Origin of the sequence: Mannheimia haemolytica (genome assembly GCA_900638155.1) — a bacterium.
Lineage (GTDB): Bacteria > Pseudomonadota > Gammaproteobacteria > Enterobacterales > Pasteurellaceae > Mannheimia > Mannheimia glucosida.
This window is the reverse complement of record LR134495.1, coordinates 727,891-751,993: the sequence shown is the minus strand read 5'-3', so window position 1 is coordinate 751,993 and position 24,103 is coordinate 727,891. Positions and strand designations below refer to the sequence as shown.

Sequence of the window (24,103 nt, the reverse complement as noted above, 5' to 3'; positions counted from 1 at the left end):
GGACGATTCAATCATTATTCAGCTCAATTTTGCCTAACGGGAAACGAATGCTTAAGCGATTGCCAGTGCATTGAATCTGATACCGAATCTGATTCTGGGTAATGCTTGGCTCACAATCTAACCCGGCTAATTTTAGGGCAAGCTGATTTTCTAAAATAATGACTGCTTGTTGCTGTTGGAAATGCTGGTTTAACCTTCGGTTTTGTGCCGATTGCCAATAGCTGAAACTCAATATCACAATCGCAAATAGCGTGATGCCAACCAAAAGCGATAAAGTCGTTTCTGCTTTATATTTAATCATCAACTGCCCCCATCAGATGTTCGGAATGCGGCAAATATCGCCAAGTGGAATACCTCGCCTCAAGCTCTGCCAGTACCTCTTTTTTAAAGGTTAAATTTCGCTCCTCTCGGGCATTATCATAAGAGGAATAAAGCGTGCCGTACATTTTTTTGCCTGTAATATCAAACAGATAGTCAGTTATCACGATGCCGTAAAAATCTTGCGGTAAGTTTTCATTAATTGCGTTTTTAGCAAGCACAATTTTAGGCTCACGTTCACTGCTACTCGGCAATTCAGCCAAAGAATGAATCGTATAAATCTCTTGGTTTGGCACATTTGATAAATCCAAATAATCCGCCAAACGGGTAAAGTGAATATATTTCTCCTTAGTCGGTTTTTTATCTTTAAATAAACTATGGAATTGGCAGGCAAATTGATACTGTAAAAACTTAAATTGCTTATCGGATAAATCCGCTTGGCTGATCTGCTCTTTTTGAAATTTTTGGCATATTTTAGTTTTATCTTGTGGATATAACGTTAAAAAAGCATATTGATCCGCAAGATATTTCTCACTATAAAAATGGGTAATATTTTGTTGTTCAAGCCATTTTTCTTTACTTAAAAATAAAACCGATAAAATTGTAGAAATCAGTAGTAATGAAACCAATAATGCACTGGCATTTTTATATTTATTCACTTTTACCTCGCATTATTTAAGATAAAAACATAACGTACTGCCGTATAAATCAATCCTTTTTGTTTAGCTGATTCTATTTCTAACTCAATTTTTAATAAGTTATCTTCCTGCTTCCAGCTAAAATCCAGTTTTTTGGTTTTAAAATTATTTACTTCGGTAAATTTACTCCAATTCCCATCGCAATTTTCCAATAATGTTTGACATTGTTCTTTCACACAATTATCTAATTGTGATGAAAAAGTATAGATTTCATTATTTTCTAGTTTAAAGCCTACAATTTCTTTTAACACCTCTCTAGTATTATTCACTGTTCCTAACTTACAAGCGGTCGTTTTTGTCCTACGTTTTCCCAAACAACCGTCTTGGTTTAGATCGTAAAATCCAATAATGCAGTTTTTATGCAAAATATTCAGGCTTTTCCCTGCGTGCTGAAATAAATCAAAATTACTGTCTGTTCTGTGAGAGCCTTGATAGCCAATATGTTGAAAATGCTGTTGAAAGTAATTCAGTAACTGGTGAGCTTCTGCTTGCAAGTAGAGCTGTTCTTTTTGTTTGGTTTGGGTGTAATAAAAATCAGCATAACTTGAGGCAACAAGCAATAATAAGAACGCCCCTAATGCACTAGCCATTAATACTTCAATTAGGCTAAAAGCAGATAAACTAATCTTTGCAGGTACTGCGTTTATTTTTTGCTGCCACATAAACACGTCCTAATTGCTCAAATTGCAAAATTTCATTTTCTTTATTTAAACTGAGATTAATACATTTAGACTCTAATTGACCACTTACTCCATCAATATTAATAAAGGATTTCGGATATAAACTTTTATTTTTTAATACAATCTGTTGATGAGTCGGTGTATAAAGATGATATTCTTTTCCTAAATCACAGAAATGTTTATTTAAACAATCACAAATAACCTGCTTAGTGGTATTGATTGGCTTAATTATCGCAATCATACACCATTGATTATTCTGCTGAGAAAGGGTTAACGTATAATTACGCTTGGTATAACGTGCTTTGGTTTGGATTTGATGAATAAAAGATTGAATATTTTCAATTTCACTATTGAGTGCAATTCTATCTTGCAGTGTAAAAATAACCGGCGAGACGAAATGCATTACAATCACCATAATCGTGATGGTGGTTAATATTTCAATTAATGTGATGGCTTTATACATAAAAATACCCTCATTGATAGAGGGTATCTTAAAATTTAAGCATCATTTGTAAACCATCAAATATTGATTTTTCGATGCAGATCGCAAAATTAAATCACTTCTACTTAACTTGCTCTAAATATTCAAATAAACGTCCTTTATTTTCTTTCGTGCGTTTTTCAATTTCTTCCACTTCTTTTTGTGCAACCTCAAGATTGAGTGCTTTTCCTACCTGAATAATGCCAGCCATATTCATTGTTCGGTGTGGAGGGCAGTAGTAAACATAAACACCTTCGTGAGTAAGGGTAATAGTAAATTCCTCATCTTCTTTAGATAAGAACTTCTCCGCCCCTTCCGGAATCGAGCGGCTTTCAACCCAATGCCCTTTATGAGATGGAATAAAAGTTACCGTATCGCCCACCTCTGCTTTTACATAACCTGGCTCAAATACCATTGATCCTTCCGCATTGTTATCTAACATTTTGATTTCGTGATGGGCTGAAAATACTGAGGCTGAACAAAATGCCAATGTTACACAAGCTAATTGATTCCACTTAAGTTTCGCTAACATATATTTATTGCTCCTAAATTTATGAGGCACAAAATGAGTTCAATTCATTATACCTTAGGTTATTCCAGCTCAACACCATAAAAATTATGAGCAATAAACGGGCTGACAACATAGCCTTTTACTTCTTTCCTTACCGGAAAATACACCGTTGAATGTGCAATCGGTAACCAAGGTACTTGCTCATTGAAGATGAATTGCGCTTTTTTATATAAATCTGACCGCTTGTTTTGATCACTGATAGTCGCAGCCTCATTAATTAAACGGTCAAACTCTGGATTACAAAACCCTGCATAGTTTGAGCCTTGTTCCACCGCATTACAACTGAGCAGGGCATTGAGGAAATTATCCGGATCGCCGTTATCTCCTGTCCAACCAATCATTCCGGTAGCGTGCTCGCCGTTTCCCATTCGTTTAAGATATTCTCCCCATTCATAGCTCACTATCTTTGCCTCTACCCCTATTGCTTTCCAATCCTCTTGGATCATTTCAGCCATTCTACGGGCATTTGGATTGTAAGGGCGAGAAACAGGCATTGCCCAAATTTCTGTTTCAAAACCATTTTCTAATCCGGCCTCTTTAAGCAAGCTCTTCGCCTTTTCCGGATTAAATTCATAACCGGCTACTTCGTTGTTATATCCCCAGATCGTAGAAGGCATTGGGTTTTTAGCTGGCGTTGCATAGCCTTGGTAAACGGAAGTTAAAATTTCAGTTTTATTCACCGCATAATTCAATGCTTGGCGAACTTTAGGGTTATCAAAAGGGGGCTTACGAGTATTAAAAGTAATATAACCGATATTTAGGCCTGACTTTTCAAATAATTGAATATCTTTATTCGCTTTTAAAGCAGGCAAATCTGACGGGTTCGGATAAGGCATCGCTTGGCATTCGTTCTTCTCCAATTTAGCTAAACGTACTGAGGCATCGGGCGTAATACTAAATACAAGGCGATCTATCTTCGCTTTTCCTTCCCAATAGTGTTCAAATGCTGTAAATCTTACCGCAGCGTCCTTTTGGTAACCATAGAACTGGAATGCACCTGTGCCTATAGGTTCTAAATCTAATTTTTCCGGCGTACCCGCTATTTGCATTTTATTTGCATATTCCGCAGAAAAGATCGCCATAAAATCCATAGCTAAATTAGCAAGAAAGGGGGCATTCGGTTCAGATAATTCGATTTTTACCGTGTAATCATCTACTTTTGTTACATTTTTGATGATGTTTTGCATATTCATTCCGTAGAAAAACTCATAGTTACCACCGGACAATTTGTGATATGGATTCGTCTTATCAAACTGACGGTTAATCGAAAAAATAACATCATCGGCATTAAAATAACGACTAGGGGTAAAACTTTTATTACTGTGGAACTGCACATTCTGACGCAAGAAAAAAGTATAAATTTTTCCGTCTTCACTGATTTCCCATCGCTCTGCCAGAGAAGGAGTGAGGTTAGTTGTACCTTTTTCAAAATCAATCAGGCGATTATAGATTGCTTGCCCGACATCAAGAGTAGCTCCATCTGTTGCAATCTGAGGATTCAATGCTGCCGGAGATGATTCCAAACAGTAAGTAAAAGATTTAGGTGCTGCGAAAGCAGAACCTGTAAATGCTAAAGAAATAAGTGCAAGTTGTGTCAGCTTGTTCATTGTCATATCCTTAAATGTTAAGCAATAAAAAACCCTTTCAAAAGTTGCCTTCCGAAAGGGTTAGAATTGGGTTTGCGATTTTGGATTGCGTTTGCCATTTCAGGTTTTCGGAAGATATCTTCCGAACACGCCAAATGCCCGAAAGATTAATCGGTCAAATGGTAGTGATGATGTTTAACGCAATAGCTCATAATATTCTCCAAAATTGAATGTTTAGGAATTTACGCTTTTTAAAAATCAATTGCAAACGTTTTCTTTAAAATTTTGTAAAAAATTCAACATTTTTAACCGCTTGTATCGTACCTAGGAGCAAATGGCGATTTGCTCCTAGGTTTCCAAGCAATAGGCTATTTTTTCTTCGCATATTTAAGGGAGTCAATCGCTACCGCTAAGATGATGATTCCACCTTTAATAATATATTGCCAGTAAGGGTTTACGCCAATATAGGTTAAGCCGTAGTTGATAACGGTGAAGATTAACACCCCTGTTACTACACCGATGATAGTACCCACACCACCGGCAAAGGATACCCCACCTACCACACAAGCAGCGATTGCGTCCATTTCATACATAAAGCCCAAGTTGTTAGTCGCACTTCCGATACGTCCTGCCTCTAACATACCGCCAAAAGCATAGAAGATACCTGAAAGCATATAGATGAACATTAAGTTAAGTGGCACATTCACCCCTGAAACACGTGCTGCTTCCGGGTTTCCACCAATAGCAAACACATTTTTACCAAAACGAGTTTTGTTCCACAGTGTCCACATAATAATGGTCGCAACTACCGCATAAATCGTAATATAGGATAATTTAAATTCTCCAAATCGGAAAAAACCTTGTGCAAAGGTTGAGAAATCATCACTAAAACCGGCAATTGGCGATGAACCCACCGCATCATAGTAAAGTGAGTTGATACCATAAACAATGATCATCGTCCCCATTGTGGCAATAAAAGGTGTTACGTTAAGATAAGCAACTACAATACCGTTAAATAAGCCGATTAATCCGCCAATTACACAGACAGTAAGTACCACTACCGGAATCGGAATTTCCGAGAGGTTCGGGAACACCTTGTTCATATTTTCCATTGATTGCAACAAGGTTGCCGAAATGACCGCCGCAAGACCTACCTGACGACCGGCAGATAAGTCAGTTCCCTGTGTAACGATTAACCCCGCTACGCCGAGTGCAATAATAAGGCGAACTGAAGATTGCGATAAAATATTACTGAAGTTACGCAAGCTCAAGAAACTCGGGTCTTGCACAATAATCACAATTAATAAAATCAAAAGTACAAAGTAAATCGCATTTTGTTTAAAAAAATCGAGCGTTTTATTTTGTTGTAAGGCAGACATAATTCACTCCTTGTTATAAGTATTTTGCTGCGAGTTGCAAGATTTCTTCTTGCGAGGTGTGAGCGGTTTCGACAATACCTGCGACTCTTCCGTTGCTCATTACCAAAATTCGGTCTGTTACCCCAAGTAATTCAGGCATTTCCGATGAAATCATAATGATTCCTTTGTCTTTATTCGCTAACTCTAAAATCAGCTGATAAATTTCAAATTTTGCCCCAATATCAATACCGCGGGTCGGCTCATCAAGCATCAAGATTTCAGGCTGAGTTAAAAGCCAACGTCCGATAATCACTTTTTGTTGGTTACCGCCGGAGAGTGAGCCGATATGGGTTTGGTGCGATGGCGTTTTTACATTCATCGCATCAATCACCCATTGGGTATCACTTTTCATTTTTTTATTGCTTAGCAAACCAAATTTCCCTAGGTAAGACTTCATATTTGAAATCAGTGAGTTAAACTCAATACTCAAGTTTGCATAAATACCCGTTGAACGGCGCTCTTCCGTCACTAACGCAAAGCCATTATTAATGGCATCAAACGCATTGCGGTTATTAACCTCTTTACCATGCAATTTAATAGAGCCACTAGCTTTATCACGTACACCGAAAATCGTTTCTACAATATCTGTTCGTTTCGCCCCGACCAAGCCAGCAATCCCCAAGATTTCACCTTTACGCAAACTAAAACTAACATCTTGAATAGAAGGCTGATTTTTCGCAGTTAAATGTTCAACTTCAAGTACAGTTTCTTTTGGCGTATTGGTTTTCTCTGGGAAACGTTGGGTTAATTCACGCCCAACCATCATTGAAACCACTTGATCCATTGAGGTATCTTTAATCGCAACGGTGTTTACCCATTTACCGTCACGCAAAATGGTAATTTCATCACAAATTTTAAAAATTTCGTCCATTTTGTGTGAAATATAGATAATGCCACAGCCTCTGTCTTTCAGTTTTTGGATAATTTTAAATAAATGCTCGACTTCTTTTTCTGAAAGTGACGAAGTTGGTTCGTCCATAATCACAATTTTAGCATTGTAAGAGAAAGCTTTTGCAATCTCGATCATCTGCATTTGTGAAACCGATAATTTGGCTACTTTATCCCGAGGATCAACATCAATATCTAATTCATCAAAAATCGCCTTAGTATCACGATACATTTTATCGTGATCTACAAAAGGCCCTTTTAGTGGGTAACGACCTAACCATAAGTTATCCATTACCGTCACTTGTTTTACTAGGTTCAACTCTTGGTGAACCATTGAGATCCCATTTTCTAACGCCTCTTTTGAGGTCTTAAAATTCACCGGCTTGCCAAGAAAGAGAATATCTCCCTCATCTTTAGCATAAATCCCAAATAAGCATTTCAGTAACGTTGATTTACCTGCTCCATTCTCTCCCATTAAGGCGTGAACACTATGGGATTTCACCGTTAAGTTAGCATTATCTAAGGCTTTTACCCCGGGAAATGACTTGCTAACATTTGTCATTGTGAGTAAAACTTCACCTGTCATATCTCACCCCTGATTACATCGAAAAATCGAAAAAAAGCACGGGTATCCATCACCCGTGCTAAAAGCATGAATTATTTTAAAAATTCAGATAAGTTGTCTTTATCGACACCAACGTAAGGAATACGCACCACACGGTTTTCCAATTTCCATTGTGTACCAGCAACTGCATCTTTACCGTCTGCTAAGTTAGCAGAAAGCTGAACAACCGCTTTACCTTGGTTTACACCATCATTTAATACCGTACCGGCTAATTCACCTTTTTTGATTAATTGAAGTGCTTCTGGCAATGCATCTACACCGAAGATTGGTAATTTTCTACCGTGAGCTTTGGTTGCTTCTAATGCGCCTAACGCCATACCGTCATTGTTAGAAATAATTACTTCGATGTCTTTCGCTTTACCACTTGATAACCAAGCATCCACTTTATCTTTCGCTTGAGCGGCATCCCATAATGCTGCGTCCATAAAGATTTGCTCACTGTCGATACCTTGTGCTTTTAAGCTTTCTACCACATATTTAGTACGTGCTTCCGCATCAGGGTGACCCGGCTCACCTTTTAATAAGGCAAATTGGATTTTACCGTCTTTATTCAAGTCTAATTCAGGGTGGGCTTTCCACTGTTTTGCAATTAACTCACCTTGAATAATGCCTGACTCTTTCGGCTCAGTACCTACATAATAAGCTTTCGGATAGCTATCAATCGCAGCTGCACCCGGGTCTTTATTGAAGAACACCACAGGCACATCTTCACTTTTCGCTTTTTGAATAATTGTTTTATAAGCTGATGGGTCCACCAAGTTAATTGCTAATGCTTTAACCCCTTTAGAAAGTAATACATCAACTTGGTCGTTTTGAATGGATTGCGTATTTTGCGAGTCATTCATTAATAACTCGACTTTTTGTGTTTTACCCTCTTTTTCGATTTCTTTACGCATTAATGCCATAAAGTTATCGTCATATTTATAAATTGTTACACCAATACGGTTTTCAGCTTGAGCTGTACTGATCGTTGCACCTAATGCGACTGCCATTGCCACTGCACTTAATACTGCTTTCTTCATAGGAGATCACCTCTTTTATGTGTTTATCGGGAAATGAATTGCTTACCATAAGCAACTTGGTGCACAGCATAACTAATTTTGAAAAAACAATCCGTGATCATTCTCACAGAATTAAGACAAAGTGGAGAAATTTTTAATTTGAAGTATAAAATTTGAATATTCGCTCTATTCAAATCTGTTGGAAGAAAAGAGAAAGGATTTGCAAAATTTTACCTAAAAATAACCGCTTGCTATCATCAATAAGGGGCGTATTTGCCACGCCCCACTCCTCCATTTAAGAGAAAATCAGGGTAAAAATTGCCCTAAATTTTCTTTATCGATACCAATATGTGGAAGATAAATCGTTTTAGAGGAATGATTTTCCCACTGCGTATCTTTCAGTGCTGGCTTACCTTGTGCCAAATTAGACACCAACTTCACCACCGCTTTCGCTTGTGCCGAGCTATCATTTAATACCGTGCCGGCTATTTCCCCTTTTTTCATTAATGCTAACGTCTCAGGTAAGGCATCAATACCAAAGATCGGCAATCTTTTCTCGTGTGCATTTAACGCATCTAAAGCACCAATAGCCATTTCATCATTGTTTGAAATCACAACTTCAATCTCAGCTGCACGGTTTGCCACCAGCCACTCATTCATTTTATTGCGAGCCAATGTTCTACGCCATCTCGCCGTGTCACTGTAAATTTCTTCTGCCTGAACACCTTGTTGATTAAGCGATTCAACCACAGCTTGAGAACGCTCAGCGCTCACATCACTCGGCTCGCCCTTAAGCAATACAAATTGCAATTTCCCGTCTTTATTTAGATCGAAATCTGGGTTTGATTTCCACGCTTTCGCAATTAATTCTCCTTGGATTCTACCGGCCTCTTTAGGATCAGCGCTCACAAAGTACGCCTTTTCGTAACTTTCTAACGCTTGTTTACTCGGTGTGCGGTTAAAAAAGACAATCGGCACATTATAAGCCTTCGCTTTTTCCACAATAGTTTTCGACTCATTTGCATTCACAATATTCACCGCCAACACACGCATTTTATGCTGAAGTAAGGTTTCAATTTGCGCTAATTGTTTCACTTGGGAATTTTGTGCATCATTCATAAACCACTTCAACCCAGCGAAGCCTTTCGCCTCGTTTTGCATATCCTTACGCATTTGGGTCATAAAATGGTCATCATATTTGTAAATCGTTACTCCCACTCTGCTTTCAGATTGTGCATAACTTAGATTCGCACCGCAAATAACAGAAAGTGCAAAAGCACTCAAGATTGTACGTTTCATAGAATTTCCCTCTTACTATGTCAAATATGAACCAGTTAAAGCATAGCGAATTTTGTGTGAGGAAACCGTGATCTAGTTCACAATTTAGCCAGATTTAACCCATCTCAGGCGTAAATGATCGTACACCCAATTAAAAATCACCGAATAAACCAACACAAATAAAGTCATTCCAATATCCATCACAAATGCCTGCCACCAGCCAATATCGAGCATATACATCACCAGCGGGATAGTAAAAACCAGCAAACCGCCCTCAAAAAGTAATGAATGCAAAATGCGAATGCCTAAACCACGTTGCACTCGCTCACCGGTAAACACCTTATCAAAACCCCAGTTAAAAATGACATTCCACACCATTGCAATGATTGAAATCATTACAATCAAGGCAGTTAAATCAAGCATACGATGAGAAGTCAGCCAAGAAGTTAAGATAACTGTAAAAATAATAGCGAAACATTCAAATAACAGCGCATGAAACACACGCTCCCAAGCGGTCATTTTTCCTCCAAACTTTGCAAAATACCAACTAAATCAAATAATCGTTCACTGATGATTGCAGGTTACGCAATTTAGTTTTAAAGTACCCACATTATTCATCAATTTAGAAGGATTAGCCAATGAAAAACGATAAACCGATTGAATGCGAGGGCTGTAACACATTTGATGTAGGGTCTATTTTAGATAACAGCGAAACAGTCGCCACTATTCAACGCACTTATGAAAGCGAAAATGAAGCTAAATCAGCACTTGAAAAATTGATTCAAAAAGCCCGTGATGTCGAATCTGAACCCTGTGAAATCAGCAGTGAAATCACCCCGATTGAAAGCGGTTTTGAACTGGTTGCTCACTTCAAATTTAGCTGCCAAGCAGAAGTGGTTATTTTTCAATTAGGAACACGTTTCTAATTAATTTAAACGTTTAATCTATCCCAAGCAGTTTGATCTCATTCAAGCTGCTTTTTCATTTACAAGCGGTCATTTTTGCCTAATAATTTGCAAAAATCGTTAATTTTGCGCTAAAACTTCCCACAATAATTTCACTTTTTGCTACAATCCTAACCATTTATCGAATTTATCAATCAGTAGAGAAGAATATGAATACCAGTTCTTTTAATCGCACTTGGGCAAAAGTGATTTTAAGTGCATTAATGCGTTATGGCGTAAAACATTTTTGTATTGCTCCGGGTTCTCGCTCAACACCGCTCACATTAGAGGCAGTGCAACTTCAACAAACGCAATATGCGGAGTGCCACACTCATTTTGATGAGCGTGGTTTAGGTTTTTATGCATTAGGGATTGCTAAAGCAACCGACAGCCCGGTTGCTATTATTGTCACTTCCGGCACAGCAGTAGCGAACCTTTATCCTGCGGTGATCGAAGCAAGCCTTAGCCACCAAAAACTGATTATTCTTTCTGCCGACCGCCCAACCGAATTAATCGGTTGCGGGGTAAACCAAGCCATTCATCAGCAAGGCATTTTTGCCAATTATCCGGTTGCCAACGTGAATTTACCGAAGGCAAACGAGGCTTATCACGCAAGCTGGCTGGTTTCAACCATTGAACAAGCCTGCACCACCCAAGCCCAACAAGGCGGTGTATTGCATATCAACGTGCCTTTTGAAGAGCCGCTTTATGAAGCAGACATCAATGAAATTCTGAATACATCTTGGTTACGCCCAATCCAAGGCTGGTTGAATAACGCTCAAACCAAATGGATAGACCAACAAGCGATTCAAAGCGAAGTCTCAATGCACGAAAATTGGGATTACTGGCGAACCAAGCGTGGGGTGATTGTGGTCGGCAAACTGCCACCGGAACAAGGCACTGGCTTAAAAACTTGGGCGGAAACCATGGGTTGGTGCTTGCTAAGTGATGTGCAATCTTGCATTGAAGCCAGCTTGCCGTATGCCGATATTTGGCTCTCCAACGAGACTGTCAAACAGCGTTTATTGCAAGCGGATATCGTGATTCAATTCGGCACGCAAATTGTTAGCAAACGGGTGAATGAATTTTTAAAAGCATTCCAAGGGGAATATTGGGTGGTGGAACAATCGCACGATTACCATAATCCAAACGCTTATCATCAAACCCGTTTTATTGCCAAAGCACATCACTTTTTGCGGGTACACCCACCACTTCGCCAAAAACCGTGGTTGCTTGAGCCATTGGCATTATCGCAATTCTGCTCCACTTTCATAGAGCAACAAGTGGGTGGCAGCTTAAGTGAAGCCTCACTTGCACACAACATTCAAGATGTTTTAGCGATTAATGGTAACTTATTTATCGGCAATAGCTTATTTGTTCGTTTGGTTGATGCTCTGTGCAAACTGCCGGAAGGCTACCCTGTTTATACCAACCGTGGTGCAAGTGGCATTGATGGCTTAATCGCCACAATGGCAGGGATTGCCAAAGGTAGCGACCGCCCAACTGTCGGTGTAGTGGGCGATATTTCCGCCTTACACGATCTCAACTCGATTGCATTGCTCACCAAAATTAACCAGCCGACCATTTTATTTGTGGTGAATAACAGCGGTGGGGCAATTTTTGATATGTTACCGGTTGAAAGCAAAGCGAAAGACCAATATTACCGCTTGGCACATAACTTTGAATTTGCACAAGTGGCGACAATGTTTGGGCTGGAATATATCCGTCCGTTTACTTGGGCTGATTTAAAAACCAAACTCAAACACGCCTACGCACGCAAAGGCGTAACCATTGTGGAAATCAAAGTGAACGAGCACGATGGCAGCAATATGTATAAATCATTGCTAAAACAAATTTCACAGGCGGAAATTGCCTAATCACAACAGCCCCTCGCCAACCCTGCGAGGGGTAAAATGTATCGACTATGCTTTCCTATCAATGGCACACTCAACAAGGCACACCTGTTGTTTTCTTACACGGGCTACTCGGCTCACAACAAGACTGGCAAGCTGTTCTCCAACATTTGCAAAATTTTCCGCAAATTCGACCGCTTACCATCGACCTTCCTTTTCACGGAAATAGTAAAAACATCACCTGTGCCGATTTTACCGACCTGCGACAACAACTACACTCCACCTTTGAAAGCTTAATCGGCTCACAGCCTTTCTATTTAGTCGGCTACTCACTCGGTGGACGAGCGGCATTGGATTATGTGCTAAATATGGATAATCCAAATCTGCAAGGTGTGGTGTTAGAAGGAGCAAATATCGGCTTAAGCTCAGAAAACGACCGACAGATTCGCTGGCAAAATGACCGCCTTTGGGCAAACCGTTTCCGTCAAGAACCTATCGAACAAGTACTTAAAGATTGGTACAAACAGCCTGTTTTTGCAGATTTAACTTCCACAGAGCGACAACATTACATCGCAAGCCGCAGGCATAACCAAGTCGAGCAGATCGCCGCAATGTTAGAAGCCACCAGCCTTGCCAAACAGCCTAACTACGCTGAAAAACTCAAACTGACAGATAAAAATATTGTCTTTTTTATCGGTGAAAAGGATCAGAAATTTCGACAAATGGCAGCAAGCTACCAACTACCAACAGAGCTGATTGCTAATGCAGGGCATAACGCTCATCGGGCTAATGCTAAAGATTTTGTGGAGAAATTGAGATTGTATGTATTTAATATTTGAGACTAAGTAGCTTAATCTTATTTTTAGGAGAAAGCTGAATCAAAGTATTAGAATCCAAATATTTATTTTCTAGCATTCTAATAAAATCAATTTCTTTTGTTGTTCTTCCTGTATTGATATTTGAATACTGCCCATAATTAAAGGATAAAATATAGGCAGCATTATTTGCCACTATACATTGAATTGAGACGTAACTATTAATTTGAATAGAAAAGGGTGAAGTGACAATTTGGAATTTATCCAATGACTTTTCAAAGAAAAATAAAGCCTCATCAGATAATAAAGCCATAAAATCTGCTAATTTTGAGTCTTTACGAGTAAGCCATTTCATCATAAAAAACCTCATCTATAATTTTCTTGTTTTTTATAAACTCGGCTCTTTTTTCAATTCTCAATTGTTGAACTTGTTCAATCGTCAGCTCAACAAATTGTTCTTCTTTTATTCCATTTTCAAATTCAGCTAATAAAAACTGCTCTTGTTGTTTGGTAAGTTTCATTTTAGCCTCTTTGTCTAAAAAATAGATAAGCAGAAAGGATTCTAGTAAGTTTGTTTAAAAAAGCAAGAATAATATGTTTAACGTTTCTCAAAACTACCCCTCCCCCTGCAACCGTTGCAACAAGCGATCCATCGCCCGATAACCAAGCGCCTCCGCTAAATGCAGTTGTTGAATGTTCGCCTCACCGGCTAAATCGGCAATGGTGCGAGAAACTTTCAAAATACGGTGGTAGGCTCGTACTGATAAACCCAGCTTTGTCAATGCAGTTTCTAAGAACAGGGAATCTTGTGTTGATAACTGGCAATCTCGATCAATTTCTCGGGTGGTGAGTTGCGAATTGATTTTACCTGCTCGCTCAAATTGCATTTTTCTGGCTAAAAACACCCGCTTGCGAACCTGCTCGGTGGTCTCTCCTCGATTTTCTGTCCCACTTTGTAATGCCCCTTGTGGCAAAAGCGGCACTTCGATAGAGAGATCGAAACGGTCTAAGAAAGGCCCGGAAAGGCGGTTTAAATACCGCATTACCTGTTGGGGCGAAGTGCGGTTATGCGTGCCTTGATAATGCCCTGTCGGGCTTGGGTTCATTGCAGCAATTAATTGAAAGCGTGCCGGAAATTGCACTTTAGCATTGGCTCGGGAAATTACAATTTCGCCTGCCTCCAATGGCTGGCGTAACGCGTCAAGCACTTTACGTTCAAATTCGGGTAATTCATCTAAGAACAGCACACCGTTATGGGCAAGCGAAATTTCCCCCGGTTTGGGGATCGAACCTCCTCCCACCAATGCCACCATTGACGCACTGTGATGAGGTGAACGAAACGGGCGTTGTTTCCAGTTCTGAAAATTCAATTCATTTTGCACAAGGCTGGTCACCGAGGCGGTTTCAATCGCCTCTTCATCGGTCATTTCCGGTAGCAAATCCGCCAGTCGGCTTGCCAACATCGTTTTACCGGTTCCCGGTGGACCGAGAAATAGCAAATTATGCTGCCCGGCAGCGGCAATCATCAAAGCTCGCTTGGCGTGTTGTTGCCCGATAATATCAGTAAGATCTCGGCTGACAAGCGGTCGAATTTCAGCAGAATTTTGCGAAATGTGCTGACAAATCGGCAGCTTATCCCGTTTGTTGAGCATATTTACAACGTCCAACAACGAGCCAGCAAAGTAGGTGGTTGCATTGGAAACCAGCGATGCCTCATTCGCATTTTGCTTGGCTAAGATCATCTGCCGTTTTGCTTTATCGGCAGAAATTACCGCCGGAATCGTGCCGTGCACCCCTCGCAAATGCCCTGTCAGTGCCAGCTCGCCCAAAAACTCAAACTGCGTTAATAAATCAGAATCAATTTGCCCTGAGGCTGCCAGAATGCCTATCGCAATCGGCAAATCAAAACGTCCACCCTCTTTGGGTAAATCTGCGGGGGCAAGGTTAATCGTGATCCGCTGTGGCGGATAGATAAAATTGGCGTTCAGCAACGCACTCCGCACACGATCACCCGCTTCTTTTACGGTAGCTTCGGGCAAGCCGACAATGGTTAATTTTGGTTGTCCGTTGCTAATATGCACTTCAATTGTCACCAACGGGGCTTCAACGCCAATGGAGGCTCGGCTGTAAACAATCGCTAAAGTCATTACATTTCGGTGTTAGAAATCAATGCCGAGAGCATAAAAGGAAAATCGGAAGAGGGGTAGCAGGAATGTTCAATTTTTCGAGCGAGATCGCAAAAATAATAATGGGAGGCTAAAACCTCCCATCAAAAATCTTATTTCACAATTTCAACTGGCCCGTGGTCATCGCAGTGGTCGCCGTGTTGGTGGTGCAAACGCCCATTCACGATGTAGTCGATATGATCGCCGTGCGGCACAGCTTCGTGTCCGCAACCCTCACCATGAACGTGGTCGCCGCAGCAATGAGCGACATTACATTCTGCCGGGTTGGTTTCATTTACTTCTAAAACGTGTTCGTCATAGTGATCGCCGTGTTTGTGGTGTAAATGCCCATCGTGTAAATAGTCGATGTGGTTGTTATGTTTAATCGCGGTATGACCACAGCCTTCGCCGTGCTGATGATCGTGGTTTGCGTGAGTTTTGCAAGACATAAAATGCTCCTTAACGAAACGAATAAATCGGTTTTATCCTAATCTGAAATGCACTACAATTCAAGGCGTTTCAGCGGTATTTTGCCTAACAGAAAAGGAAGAAAAAATGAAAACTGAATTAGATATGATTGTCATCGGTGGCGGTATGATCGGGGCAGCAACAGCTCTAGGCTTAGCAAAACAAGGACTGCGTTTAGCCTTGTTGGAGAAAAACCCGCTACCGACCTTTAATCCTGATTCAGACTACGATTTGCGAATTTCCGCCATTAGTATGGGCTCGATTCAACTGTTAGAAAAATTGGGCGTGTGGGAGCAAATTGTTGCAATGCGAAGCACCCCTTATACCCAGCTCGAAACCTGGGAAATTGATGGCTTCAACACTCTTTTTTCGGCGGATGATTTGGGTTTGGAAAAGCTCGGCGATATGGTCGAAAACAACGTCCTTCAAATTGCGTTATGGGAGCAATTAAAGCAATATCCAAACTGCCTACAAGCGGTCGGATTTGAGCAAATTTTTGCAAGTAAAGCCGGCGAACATTGGGAAGTGACGGTTGATGGCAACACCTTTGCTGCCCCACTGCTGATTGCCGCAGACGGTGCAAATTCGCAGGTTCGCCAATGGGCTGGCATTGGTTTAACTGCTTGGCAATATCGCCAACACTGTTTACTCGCCACCGTTACCACCGAAAAACCTGCTCCAAGCGGCACTTGGCAACAATTCTATCCAACCGGCCCTCGAGCCTTTTTACCGCTTTCCGGAAATCACGGCTGCGTTGTTTGGTACGATTCGCCCCAAAAAATTGCCGAGCTAAAAACGCTTTCAACAGAAAAACTGAGTGTTGCGATTGAACAACATTTCCCAAGCCGGCTCAACGCAGAATTAGGCAACATTCAGGTGCAGGCTTCAGGGGCTTTCCCGCTAACCCGCCAGCACGCTCAGCACTATGTGCAAAACGGGGTGGTATTAGTCGGCGATGCGGCTCACACCATTAATCCGCTTGCCGGACAAGGTGTAAATTTAGGCTTTAAAGATGTAAAAACCTTGCTGGAAGTGTTTGAACAAGCGGTCAAAAAAGGCGAAAATTTTGCAAGTGAGCAGATGCTTAAGCGTTATGAGCAAAAACGCAAACCGGATAATTTACTGATGCAAACAGGAATGGACGTTTTTTATAAAGCGTTTAAGACTGATTTATTACCGCTCAAAATAGCCCGCAATATCGGTTTAGTTTTGGCAGATAAAGTGTCACCAATCAAAAAGCAAGCTTTGAAATATGCGATTGGGATATAAAAAAGAGAGCCTTCTCAGGCTCTCTTTTTTATGTTAATTAACTTTACATCGCTACAATCACGCATTCCGCTACACTACGGGCATTCGATTGCGCTCTTGACGTTGCTGCTCTATCGCCAATTGGGCCGACAAAAACACGGTTCCAATCGGCACTGCTTGCGATACGGGCGTTAAAACCTGCCATTGCCAATCTTGCTTGCATATTTTCGGCTTGGGCTTTATTTTTAAATGCACCGCACTGTAACCCAAATTTACCCGCCTGATTTGCAGCTTTATCTGCCGGTGTTGCAGCACTTGCTACAATTTTAGCCGGCTGCTCTTTTTTCGCTTTTTCTTCCGCTAACTTAGCTTGCTCAGCTTTTTTCGCTTCCTGCTGTTTTTTAAGCTCCGCTTGTCTACGTTTCTCTTCCGCTTGCTTTTGCGCTAAAGCTTGCTCTTGTGCTTTTTTCGCAGCCAATTCTTCATCTGTTAATGGCGTGACTTCCACTGTTTTTGGAGCCGATTCTGTAGCAGATACATCTTGTTGGGCTTGCTCAGCGACTAAGCGTGCTTCTTCTTGTTTGCGTCTTTCTTCAATTTGCTGCTTTTGTTCCGCCGTTAATTGTGCCAAACGTTCCTGTGAAGTTTGGCTATTATCGGTAATCACTGTACGGGTTTCTAAATCACGAATATAACTCCAAGTCTCTTCCGGTCGACTTGGTAATTCGCTTTTTGCTTGCGGATTACTTGGCTGTGTTGTAGTCGGCACTATTGGCGTAGGAGCACTTGATTTTAAAAACCATAAACCAATACCGCATAATAAAATTAAACCAATAATCAGCATTAAAATCTTTTTGACATTACTCTCTTTTTGATTTTTTTTGCTTTTTTTCTCGTTTGAACGAGCAACATAATCACGTTGTGGCACGATAACCGCCTCTTTAAATTAGCTATAAATAATTTGTACCAACGCTTGCATTGGGTGCTTAGCTATACTTGCATTTCCAAAAGAACAAGCGAAAAGCAAATTCTACTGTAAAAATAACCGCTTGCCTATCAGATACGATCACTTTTCAAGTTAAAGTTTTGTAAAAACCGATCCTGATCCACCTTTAACCGTTTTTCAGGTGAGAAAGATAAACATCAAAACGATGATTTTTGGTGGTATGTGAAAAATCAGGCTTTTGCTCCGCTAAAAACGGGGCATAGTCCGGACGCTTTACCACTACTCGTTTTTTTGCCAATCCTTTTGCCGGTAAGAAAAAGCTGTCCGAATCTAAATCTGCCCCAACTAAATGTTGAAACACTCGCATTTCTTTTTTCACCAACGCACTTTTTTGTTTGTGCGGATACATCGGATCTAAATACACCACCTCTGCCATTTGGGCTTGTGGATCTAGCTGAGAAATGTCTCGAACATCGGCTAAGATCATTCGTTCTTGCATAAAACTGCCGATTTCCGGATCTTGATAAGCTCTATTTAAACCATCTTCCAACAAGGCAGCAACAATAGGATTGCGTTCCACTAACAGCACTTTACAGCCAACCGCCGCCAACACAAAAGCATCTCGCCCTAAACCGGCAGTCGCATCAATCACAGTTGGCAAATAATCCCCTTTAATGCCGACCGCTTTCGCAACCGCTTCACCTCGTCCACCGCCAAATTTACGCCGATGAGCCATCGTGCCGTCCACAAAATTCACCGCAATCGCCCCGAGCTTAGGTTCGTCTAATTTGCGTAACTCCAGCCTTTCCTCCGTTAATACTAAGGCTAACGGGCTGGATTTGTCTTCAACCAGCTGCCATTTGTCACAAATTTGGCGGAATTTGTCGTGTTGTTGGGTTTCGTTAATTAATTGGATCATTTTAGTAATTCTTCAAAATGTTCAAGTAAGCATTCCTTACCCGCCACTTCTTCATCTTGCCACGCAGCTTTTAAGATTTCATCGTTAAAGCATTGCTCATATTCACTTGAAATCGGGCGATAGCTAATGTGCCACGGCTCAAAGCCCACTCGAGAATGTTTGCCGTCAAACGGGAAATAAAAGCCAAATCTTTCCGCATTAGCGTGTAACCACTTGGTTAAGTCGGCAAAACAACCACCCTCTAAATATTCCCACGGCTCAAGCAACAAAGGCGTATTTTCCGGCAATAAATCAGGGTCAAAAATATCAATTTCCGTTCCCCAATGATGCCGACTTGCGCCCGGCACTGCAGACCATCTCAACATTGCTTTGCACTTTTCAAGATCCGATAATGCCGCCATATCAATCGCAACCCCGTTATCATCGTGAACCTTACGTTCCCCCCTAAACTTCGCATTCCAAATCCCTTTTTGGCGTTCAAAATCACGAAAAGTACTGGCAGGCTGTAAATTAAAGCCGGCTTGTTTTGCTGCCTGCTGCAACGCCAAAAATGCCTCAACCACTTGCGGCTGAAGGTAATGTTTATCCGAAAGAGCGTTTGGCAACGGCACTAAATGCTCACGCGTTTTGCCGGTAAGCAGATTTGCAAAATTTTCCACAAAAATCACCGCTTGTATCAAAAAATAAAGCAGATTATAAATGAAATTTGCCAAATTCGCAGACTATTGATGAGAAACAACACGTTGAATATGAATCATTAAATAGAGCTGTTCATCTTCATTCAATGATTTTTGATAAGCTGAGGTGAGATATTTATTGATTTTTGCCACACACTGATAGGCCTTTGGATAAGCGATTTTGGTTTGTTGATAGAGAAAATCATCGCCTAATGCAGAAGCGGTATTCACAAAAAAGCGTTGGGCAAAATGTTGTAGATGAGTTAAAAAGCGAGCGTAATCGTAGCTTTGCTCATCTAATTTCAAATTAAAATGATACCCCACCATATTTAAAATATCTTTAATTATTTGCGTGGCTCGGTAAGTATCATTCATCGTTGAGCCATCGGTGCGGGCATTAAAAATGTGCAGTGCGATAAAACCGGCTTCATCTTCTGCCATTTTTACCCCAAACATTTTTTCAATGAGTTCCAATGTATATAACCCAATGGCGAATTCCTGCTTATATAGCCGTTGGATCTCAAACAGCAATCCGTTAGAAAGCGATTGTTGTTGTTTTGCTCGTTCAACGGCGTGGAAAAGATGATCAGGCAGGCTGACAAAAATACTATTAGATAAGGTTGTGCCTAATTGTTGATTGGCAAAATTCACCACTCGATTCACTAACTGAAAATATTCTTGCGGAATTTCACTTAAAATTTCAGTTAAACGTGTGGCAAACAGGCTTTTATTTAGGCTAAATGTTTTCTCAACCGTGTTTTCATCGGCTAAATCCCCCACTTTCTTCCCAAACGCAATGCCTTTGCCAAGTACGACAAGTTCCGCCTGAAATTCATTTTCAGCTTGAATGGCATTGTTGTTGAAGATTTTGGTAATTTTTAGCATAGCATTCCCTATCCAAGCGGTCGAAATTCGCAAAAATTTTACGAAAAACAACCGCTTGTATCAATCGCAATTAAGCGAGATCGGCACCATTTGAGGCAATGACTTTTTTATACCAGAAGAAGGAATCTTTACGCAGACGTTGGCGAGAGCCATTGCCATCATCGTCAATGTCCACAAAAATAAAGCCATAGCGTTTTGACATTTCAGAGGTTGACATACTGACTAGGTCAATCGGCCCCCATTCCAAATACCCGAGTAAATCGACACCATCGCTGATCGCTTCTTGCATTTGTTCAATATGCGCTCGGAGGTAGTCAATACGGTAGCTATCGTGAACTTTTCCATCTTCCACTTTATCGTAAGCACCCAGTCCGTTTTCCACAATAAAGAGTGGTTTTTGATAGCGGTCGTACATTTCGTTGAGGGCAATGCGCAAACCGACAGGGTCAATTTGCCAGCCCCAGTCTGAGGCTTGCAGATATGGATTTTTGACGCCTTCAATTAAATTACCGCCCACTTTTTCGGCTTTATCATTGTGCTGAGTCACACATACCGACATATAGTAACTAAATGAGATGAAATCGACCGGATACTGCTTCAAAATCGCATCATCGCCCGCTTCTTTTTTAATATGCACATTATTTTCCGCCCAGTGGCGTAACATATATTTCGGGTATTCGCCACGTGCGTGTACATCGGTATAGAAGAGATTTTGTTGGTTTCCCCATTGTGCTTTACGCTGATCGATAGGATCGGCAGTCAGCGCATAATGTAGCATTCGAGCCAACATACAGCCCATTTTGCCGTCAGGAATGATATCGTGCAGGGCTTTGGTCGCTAAACTGCTGGCGACAAATTGATGATGTAATGCTTGGTATTTGGCATTTTCGTGTTCGCTTTCAGGGAGACGATCTAACACGACGCCAGCACCGGTGTACGGGCTGTGCATCGTCACCATATTGATTTCATTGAAAGTAAGCCAATACTTCACTTTATCTTTGTAGCGTGTAAACACCGTTTCGGCATAACGTACAAAATGATCGACAGTTTCACGAGCCAAGAAACCGTTATATTTTTGAACTAAGCCCAACGGAATTTCATAATGGCAGAGTGTCACCATCGGTTGAATGCCGTGTTTGAGCAGTTCATCAAAAACACGATCATAAAAGGCTAATCCTTCTTCATTAGGTTGTTCATCATAACCATTCGGGAAAATTCTTGCCCAATGCAAGGAAATACGGAACATTTTGAAGCCCATTTCTGCAAGCAGTGCAATATCTTCTTTGTAAGTATGGTAGAAATCAATGCCGTCTCGTTTTGGGAAACGAGCTTGGAATTTGCCAGAAAGAATATCTTCAATGCGTTGAGAAGAGACTTCAATTGAGGCGCTGTGGGCTCCTCGTTCCGCTTTCGGTACATAAGCAACCATATCGGCAGAAGATAGCCCTTTGCCTCCTTGGTCGAACCCACCCTCAATTTGGTTCGCAGCGGTTGCCCCGCCCCATAAGAAATCTGTTGGAAATGGTGTTAAATGACGCATAATTTGCTCCTGTTTGTAAAATGTTATGAATTTTTCACCGCTTGTCGGGTGTTTAAATCGAAAGTGTCTTTTCAAGCGGTCAAATTTTGCCGATTTTTTGCAAAATTCGACCGCTTACAGGCTTATGATTTGTTTAGTAATACTTTAAGCAACGGTTCACGTTGATAAATGTGTGCTTCTTGAGAGGCAATCACATCTAAATAATCGTCTGTATTTGCGATAATCACCGGGGTAATGGTGCTGTAACCGGCAGCTTTAATGGCATCAAGATCAAATGTACCTAGACGTTGTCCGGCTTGAATGCGTTCCCCGTCTTTGACGAAAGACTCAAAATGTTTGCCATTGAGTTGAACGGTATCCATTCCGATATGGATTAAAATCTCTAAGCCGTCATCGGATACAATGTTGTAAGCGTGCTTGGTCGGAAACACTGAGCTGATAGTGCCGTTTACAGGGGATAGCAGTTCACCTTTAGTTGGTTCAATGGCAACGCCCTTGCCTAATGCTTCGGAGGCAAACATCGGATCGGCAATGCTAGTTAATTTATGCAGTTTGCCTTCTAGTGGGCTAATCACATTAAATTTTTCTAGTGGAATAGTCGAAACCTGAGCGTTTTGTGGTTTTTCTGCTTTGGCGGTATCCGCTGTTTGCGGCAACATTGCATCACTATAACCGAAGAAATAGGTCAAGATACCTGCGGTAATAAAGGCGACCACCATTCCTACCGTGTACATTACAATGTTTGATCCCTCACCGATAATTACCGGATAGAGCAGTAAGCCTGAGAAGCCGAAAGCAAACATTTTTGTGCCTCCCCAGCCAATCACAGCACCGCCAATAGCACCACCTAGCACACCACATACAAACGGTTTTTTAAAGCGTAAGGTAATGCCATAAATCAACGGCTCGGTAATGCCTAACACACCGCTAAATGTGGTTGAACCGGCAAGGGATTTAATGTCTTTATTGCGTGATTTGAGGAATACGGCGAACGTTGCACCGGCTTGCCCCAATACTGCGGCTGCGGTGAGTGGGCCGATTAAATCAAAACCGACAACAGCCATATTGTTAATCATAATCGGGACGATACTCCAATGGATACCGAAGATGACCAACACTTGCCATAATGCTCCGACTACAAGCCCTGTTGCAATCGGGCTGGCTTCATATAGCCAAGCTAATACCGTAGCAATGCTGTGTCCGATAGCGCCACCGATAGGGCCGATCACAGCTAAGGTTAATGGCACAACAACGAGGAGGGTGCAAGCAGGTGCAAAGAAATTGCGGACTGCCTCGTGCCAGAGATTTTCAAAAAAACGTTGAATATAAGACTGAGCCCACACCGCAATCAAAATAGGAATGACGCTATAAGTGTACGTCATTGTTGCTAATTCAAAGCCTAAAAAGTCCAGTGGTTTGCCGCTTGAGCTGACTTCAACAATACTTGGGTAAACTAACGCTGTTGCAACGGCAACTGCAATATAAGGGCTGGCTTTTACCTTAGCCGCACAAGTAATAGCGAGTAAAATAGGTAAGAAGTAGAAGGTTGAACTGGCAGCGGCATCAAGCACGGTAAATGTACCTGATGTTGGATCTAATAATCCTGAAACTTGTAAAATCGCAATTAAGCCTTTTAAGATACCGGCGCCTGCCATTACACCGATAAGTGGGGTAAAGGAACCCGCAAGAAAATCAATGCCCCGATTAAGGAGTGAGGGCTTAGGCAACTCATCGGTGTCGCTAGCTTGAATATTGGCGATATTCATTATTTCTGCATAGACTTTCGGCACATTATTGCCAATCACGATTTGAAATTGTCCACCGCTTTCGACCAAGCTAATCACACCGGCGGTTTGCTCTAAGTGAGCTTTATCCGCTTTTTCCCGATCTTTTAATACAAAACGTAAACGGGTTGCACAGTGTACCAATGAATGGATATTTTGCTCTCCCCCAACCAAGCGGAGAATGTCTTGCGCAAGTTTACTAAAATCTTTAGCCATAATGTGGCCCCCTTGAAATAAGACAACAAAAAAGCCTAAGCAAAATAAAATACTGATGAATCAATACTTTATCTTGCTTAGGCTTGCCGAATTAACGTA

General features: G+C 41.2%; 25 protein-coding genes and 1 other annotated feature. Of the genes, 4 read left to right on the top strand and 21 right to left on the bottom strand.

Annotated features, from left to right (window positions below; all coding sequences use genetic code 11):
• Positions 1-7 precede the first annotated feature (7 nt).
• The 11 genes from EL242_RS03960 to EL242_RS03910 form a co-directional block, all read right to left on the bottom strand.
• The gene (locus EL242_RS03960) at positions 8-301 is read right to left on the bottom strand and encodes a DUF5374 domain-containing protein (RefSeq protein WP_126301585.1); all 294 of its coding nucleotides are present in this window, start codon (positions 299-301) and stop codon (positions 8-10) included.
• Positions 294-977 carry a DUF2572 family protein gene (locus EL242_RS03955; protein ID WP_126301584.1) on the bottom strand — a complete coding sequence of 228 codons (684 nt, stop codon included), beginning with the start codon at positions 975-977 and terminating at the stop codon, positions 294-296. The genes EL242_RS03960 and EL242_RS03955 overlap by 8 nt, the downstream gene beginning before the upstream one ends.
• A 2-nt stretch (positions 978-979) precedes the next feature.
• The gene (locus tag EL242_RS03950) at positions 980-1,678 is read right to left on the bottom strand and encodes a type II secretion system protein J (protein ID WP_232019691.1); all 699 of its coding nucleotides are present in this window, start codon (positions 1,676-1,678) and stop codon (positions 980-982) included.
• Positions 1,638-2,159, bottom strand: a complete 522-nt coding sequence (locus EL242_RS03945) for a Tfp pilus assembly protein FimT/FimU (protein ID WP_126301583.1) — start codon at positions 2,157-2,159, stop codon at positions 1,638-1,640. Before EL242_RS03945 ends, EL242_RS03950 begins: the two co-directional genes overlap by 41 nt.
• 100 nt (positions 2,160-2,259) lie before the next feature.
• Positions 2,260-2,709, bottom strand: coding sequence for a pseudoazurin (locus EL242_RS03940; protein WP_126301582.1), 450 nt, complete (start codon positions 2,707-2,709; stop codon positions 2,260-2,262).
• A 59-nt stretch (positions 2,710-2,768) separates the two neighbouring features.
• Positions 2,769-4,355 carry an ABC transporter substrate-binding protein gene (locus EL242_RS03935; protein WP_126301581.1) on the bottom strand — a complete coding sequence of 529 codons (1,587 nt, stop codon included), beginning with the start codon at positions 4,353-4,355 and terminating at the stop codon, positions 2,769-2,771.
• A gap of 25 nt (positions 4,356-4,380) precedes the next feature.
• Positions 4,381-4,526, bottom strand: a sequence feature (His leader region).
• A 176-nt stretch (positions 4,527-4,702) separates the two neighbouring features.
• A complete protein-coding gene (gene mglC / locus EL242_RS03930) occupies positions 4,703-5,713 on the bottom strand; it encodes a galactose/methyl galactoside ABC transporter permease MglC (protein WP_126301580.1) in 1,011 nt (336 codons plus the stop codon).
• Positions 5,714-5,726: 13 nt separating this feature from the next.
• Complete coding sequence (mglA, locus tag EL242_RS03925) at positions 5,727-7,226, bottom strand: galactose/methyl galactoside ABC transporter ATP-binding protein MglA (RefSeq protein ID WP_126301579.1); 1,500 nt, start codon at positions 7,224-7,226, stop codon at positions 5,727-5,729.
• Between the two features lie 71 nt (positions 7,227-7,297).
• The gene (gene mglB / locus EL242_RS03920; protein WP_006253404.1) at positions 7,298-8,287 is read right to left on the bottom strand and encodes a galactose/glucose ABC transporter substrate-binding protein MglB; all 990 of its coding nucleotides are present in this window, start codon (positions 8,285-8,287) and stop codon (positions 7,298-7,300) included.
• Between the two features lie 285 nt (positions 8,288-8,572).
• Positions 8,573-9,565 carry a substrate-binding domain-containing protein gene (locus tag EL242_RS03915; protein WP_126301578.1) on the bottom strand — a complete coding sequence of 331 codons (993 nt, stop codon included), beginning with the start codon at positions 9,563-9,565 and terminating at the stop codon, positions 8,573-8,575.
• An 84-nt stretch (positions 9,566-9,649) separates the two neighbouring features.
• On the bottom strand, positions 9,650-10,063 hold the full coding sequence (locus tag EL242_RS03910; RefSeq protein ID WP_126301577.1) for a PACE efflux transporter: 414 nt from the start codon (positions 10,061-10,063) through the stop codon (positions 9,650-9,652).
• Between the two features lie 119 nt (positions 10,064-10,182).
• Here EL242_RS03910 and EL242_RS03905 point away from each other — a divergent pair, with 119 nt between their 5' ends.
• From EL242_RS03905 to menH, 3 genes are all read left to right on the top strand, one after another.
• Entirely contained in the window at positions 10,183-10,470 is a 288-nt protein-coding gene (locus tag EL242_RS03905; RefSeq protein WP_126301576.1) for a YfcZ/YiiS family protein, read from the top strand.
• 188 nt (positions 10,471-10,658) lie between these two features.
• On the top strand, positions 10,659-12,365 hold the full coding sequence (menD, locus tag EL242_RS03900) for a 2-succinyl-5-enolpyruvyl-6-hydroxy-3-cyclohexene-1-carboxylic-acid synthase (RefSeq protein ID WP_126301575.1): 1,707 nt from the start codon (positions 10,659-10,661) through the stop codon (positions 12,363-12,365).
• Between the two features lie 47 nt (positions 12,366-12,412).
• The gene (gene menH, locus EL242_RS03895; protein ID WP_126301574.1) at positions 12,413-13,180 is read left to right on the top strand and encodes a 2-succinyl-6-hydroxy-2,4-cyclohexadiene-1-carboxylate synthase; all 768 of its coding nucleotides are present in this window, start codon (positions 12,413-12,415) and stop codon (positions 13,178-13,180) included.
• Here menH and EL242_RS03890 read toward each other — a convergent pair.
• From EL242_RS03890 to EL242_RS03875, 4 genes are all read right to left on the bottom strand, one after another.
• A complete protein-coding gene (locus EL242_RS03890; protein ID WP_232019690.1) occupies positions 13,170-13,514 on the bottom strand; it encodes a hypothetical protein in 345 nt (114 codons plus the stop codon). The genes menH and EL242_RS03890 overlap by 11 nt on opposite strands.
• Positions 13,492-13,677 (bottom strand): hypothetical protein, encoded by a 186-nt coding sequence (locus EL242_RS03885; protein WP_126301573.1) that lies wholly within the window; start codon positions 13,675-13,677, stop codon positions 13,492-13,494. The genes EL242_RS03890 and EL242_RS03885 overlap by 23 nt, the downstream gene beginning before the upstream one ends.
• A 93-nt stretch (positions 13,678-13,770) precedes the next feature.
• Positions 13,771-15,303, bottom strand: coding sequence for a YifB family Mg chelatase-like AAA ATPase (locus EL242_RS03880; RefSeq protein ID WP_126301572.1), 1,533 nt, complete (start codon positions 15,301-15,303; stop codon positions 13,771-13,773).
• A 131-nt stretch (positions 15,304-15,434) separates the two neighbouring features.
• Positions 15,435-15,770, bottom strand: a complete 336-nt coding sequence (locus EL242_RS03875) for a hypothetical protein (protein ID WP_126301571.1) — start codon at positions 15,768-15,770, stop codon at positions 15,435-15,437.
• Positions 15,771-15,876: 106 nt separating this feature from the next.
• Here EL242_RS03875 and EL242_RS03870 point away from each other — a divergent pair, with 106 nt between their 5' ends.
• Positions 15,877-17,058, top strand: a complete 1,182-nt coding sequence (locus EL242_RS03870) for an FAD-dependent oxidoreductase (protein WP_126301570.1) — start codon at positions 15,877-15,879, stop codon at positions 17,056-17,058.
• 43 nt (positions 17,059-17,101) lie between these two features.
• Here EL242_RS03870 and ftsN read toward each other — a convergent pair whose 3' ends face one another.
• From ftsN to EL242_RS03840, 6 genes are all read right to left on the bottom strand, one after another.
• Positions 17,102-17,965: a cell division protein FtsN gene (gene ftsN / locus EL242_RS03865; RefSeq protein ID WP_126301569.1), complete on the bottom strand. Its 864-nt coding sequence runs from the start codon at positions 17,963-17,965 to the stop codon at positions 17,102-17,104.
• A gap of 184 nt (positions 17,966-18,149) precedes the next feature.
• Positions 18,150-18,902: a class I SAM-dependent methyltransferase gene (locus EL242_RS03860; protein WP_126301568.1), complete on the bottom strand. Its 753-nt coding sequence runs from the start codon at positions 18,900-18,902 to the stop codon at positions 18,150-18,152.
• Positions 18,899-19,582: a M15 family metallopeptidase gene (locus EL242_RS03855; protein ID WP_126302705.1), complete on the bottom strand. Its 684-nt coding sequence runs from the start codon at positions 19,580-19,582 to the stop codon at positions 18,899-18,901. The genes EL242_RS03860 and EL242_RS03855 overlap by 4 nt, the downstream gene beginning before the upstream one ends.
• 42 nt (positions 19,583-19,624) lie before the next feature.
• Positions 19,625-20,464, bottom strand: a complete 840-nt coding sequence (gene licT / locus EL242_RS03850) for a BglG family transcription antiterminator LicT (RefSeq protein ID WP_126301567.1) — start codon at positions 20,462-20,464, stop codon at positions 19,625-19,627.
• Positions 20,465-20,534: 70 nt separating this feature from the next.
• Positions 20,535-22,004, bottom strand: a complete 1,470-nt coding sequence (locus EL242_RS03845; RefSeq protein ID WP_126301566.1) for a glycoside hydrolase family 1 protein — start codon at positions 22,002-22,004, stop codon at positions 20,535-20,537.
• 122 nt (positions 22,005-22,126) lie between these two features.
• A complete protein-coding gene (locus EL242_RS03840) occupies positions 22,127-24,004 on the bottom strand; it encodes a beta-glucoside-specific PTS transporter subunit IIABC (protein WP_126301565.1) in 1,878 nt (625 codons plus the stop codon).
• Positions 24,005-24,103: the final 99 nt, after the last annotated feature.